This is a genomic window from Motilimonas pumila, from assembly GCF_003596335.1.
Lineage (GTDB): Bacteria > Pseudomonadota > Gammaproteobacteria > Enterobacterales > CBDFNC01 > Motilimonas > Motilimonas pumila.
Genome location: NZ_QZCH01000077.1, coordinates 1 through 2,264 on the forward strand (window position 1 = coordinate 1; position 2,264 = coordinate 2,264).

2 protein-coding genes are annotated in these 2,264 nt (G+C 36.7%); both read right to left on the reverse strand.

Annotated features, from left to right (window positions below; all coding sequences use genetic code 11):
• Positions 1-324: 324 nt before the first annotated feature.
• The gene (locus D1Z90_RS20375; protein WP_119912607.1) at positions 325-765 is read right to left on the reverse strand and encodes a hypothetical protein; all 441 of its coding nucleotides are present in this window, start codon (positions 763-765) and stop codon (positions 325-327) included.
• A gap of 822 nt (positions 766-1,587) precedes the next feature.
• A complete protein-coding gene (locus D1Z90_RS20385) occupies positions 1,588-1,965 on the reverse strand; it encodes a hypothetical protein (protein ID WP_119912609.1) in 378 nt (125 codons plus the stop codon).
• Positions 1,966-2,264 lie beyond the last annotated feature (299 nt).

The window sequence follows — 2,264 nt, forward strand, 5'->3', positions numbered from 1 at the left end:
TTAAAAAAGCTGGTTGGTGCGATGATTATAGAGCGCAAGTCTTCTTTGGGCTATAAATTAACCAAAGTATGCTCGCGCCCTGGCGCCATGACACCCTCCTAGAGAAAAATCACCTTTTAAGTGTTAGTTAAAAGGTGATGGCTGTCCTGTATATTTCGTGACGTGATAGTAGGGCGTAGATTCAGCACTAAATGAGCTGTTTTCGAGGTAGGGTCATGACACCCTCCTAGTCAAAAAGTCACTTTTTAAGTAAAAGTTGAAAGGCGACTTCTGTCAAATTTTGGTGGGTGTCCTGTATATTTTAACAGATTTTTAAATGGTCATTTATTTCAGTATTTTTTGGAAAATAGAATTAATATCTTTTATTTCGAAGGGAGTAAATATATCTGTGAGTAACTGGAAGATTTCATCCTCGGATTGTTCATCCCATGTGATCTCCATAACTCGAGAAATACTATCACTAATAAGTTCATTCCAACTAGGGAACCTTTTCATGACATCTCCACTCCAGTTGAAGGAAAAGTAGTCATCTTTGAAAAAGTCGTAAGCAAAAACTATGTCTCCATTAGAGGTTGACCATAGGGGCAAGATTTTTCCAAACCCATATTCTGCTTGTTCCTTACTGGTTAAATCAAAAACCATTGGGGTTGAAAAGTAATTTACTAATTTATCTGGTACTTTGTCATCAATTATTTTAAATACCACATCAGGTAAATTCAAACTCCTTGTAACAACAATGGCTTCTTCTTTTGACATAGCGTTCATAGATTTATCCTATTAAATATTACAGCTATACTCTTTTATTAGTCAGGTACTTTGGAAATTAGACTGACGTGGTTTTCAATTTTTCTTGCGTGTTCAGATTTTATTGGGCTCTTGGTTATGTGTCCAGATGTTATTGCTCTATGGATTTCCATATGGTGAGATCGGTCCCTAGTCATAATCAAATTTCATGGGTCAACAAGATCTTGAGGATATAGTATCTTGTTATAATTCCAATGGTGTACAGGTCCGTCTCCAACATTAGGGAGGACAGGACAGCAGCTTCTTAGCTAGCTTATCCTTATTCGTTTAGCACATACTAGCAGTTCAACTAGCGGCTCAAAGGTAACAGCATTCCTCGTTATTGGAGGTATTCAATTAACAATACGGTAAGCAAGTGTTTTGCTGAACTAATACACATAATCTTTCCCTGGCTCTTAATCAGGGCCCCTAACACGGTCTTAATAACAGGCAGTTACACAATTTTTTACAGTCTCTTTTCTATGGGTAGAAAAATAATAGTTTGTCTAACAACCTCAAATCTTTGTTTGTCAGTCTTTTCTTTATTTCTATTTTACTTAGGTTAGGAATATAATTCGGTAATCTCTCCCGAACCCTTAGAGGGTCGCCCGATTGGATTGATAATTCTATTTCCCTCTCTGCTTCTTTGATGCTTATCGGGCTTAGGAACTGATTTAGTATTTCTATTAAATCTCGGAACGCTGCATCTTTATTGTAAGAAGTTTCTTTCGGTATATACATAAAATAGACACAAAGTTCAACAATAGCTCGCGGTGCTTCAAAAGGATCAACGAAAAATAAGACTTAACCTTCTTCGAGAGTTGACATTATGTCATATTGATCTTCATAAAAGTTTAGCGAATCTAACAGGTCGTGTCCGAATTCTATTTTTATCTCATACCAAATTAGTTCGTCAGATATCCAGATTTTAGCATTGGCTTCTTTGGTTTTTGGAAAGTATACTTTGTAGTACTCCCAGAACAAATTTGAAACTTCTCGAGTATCAAAACCTTTAGATCTTACAAAGAATGAGTCATTGCTTCTATACCTTATTGGGCTGAGTAATGGGACGATATCATCACTTTTCTTTGCTCTGTAATGCTTAATGTAGGATATGCCTTCATCTTCTATTAACATCTGAGTGAAGTCATCTTCGTCCTCGGGCTCATAAAAATATGTCATAAAATATTTCCTAAATTTGTACCAGAATTTTTAAAAGTTTACGTCAGGGGTTAGCCTAGGCAATCCTTTTTTTTCTCGAAGCTCGTTTAACTCTTTCGTACTAAGTTCAGGAAGTTTCCTATCTTCTCTTACCCTTGGGTCTAACGGCTAAGGAAGGACAGCCACTTCTTAGCTAGCTTATCCTTATTCGTTTAGCACATACAAGCAGTTCAAGTGATGGCTCAAAGGTAATAGCATTTATCGCTAGTGAGGGTATTTCAATTCAAAATACTGCAAACAAGTGTTTGCTTGCGGTGCAG

What these genes read in the sequence shown, in the direction of transcription:
- D1Z90_RS20375 (WP_119912607.1), bottom strand. Translation starts at nt 765, where the DNA reads ATGAACGCTATGTCAAAAGAAGAAGCCATTGTTGTTACAAGGAGTTTG.
- D1Z90_RS20385 (WP_119912609.1), bottom strand. Translation starts at nt 1,965, where the DNA reads ATGACATATTTTTATGAGCCCGAGGACGAAGATGACTTCACTCAGATG.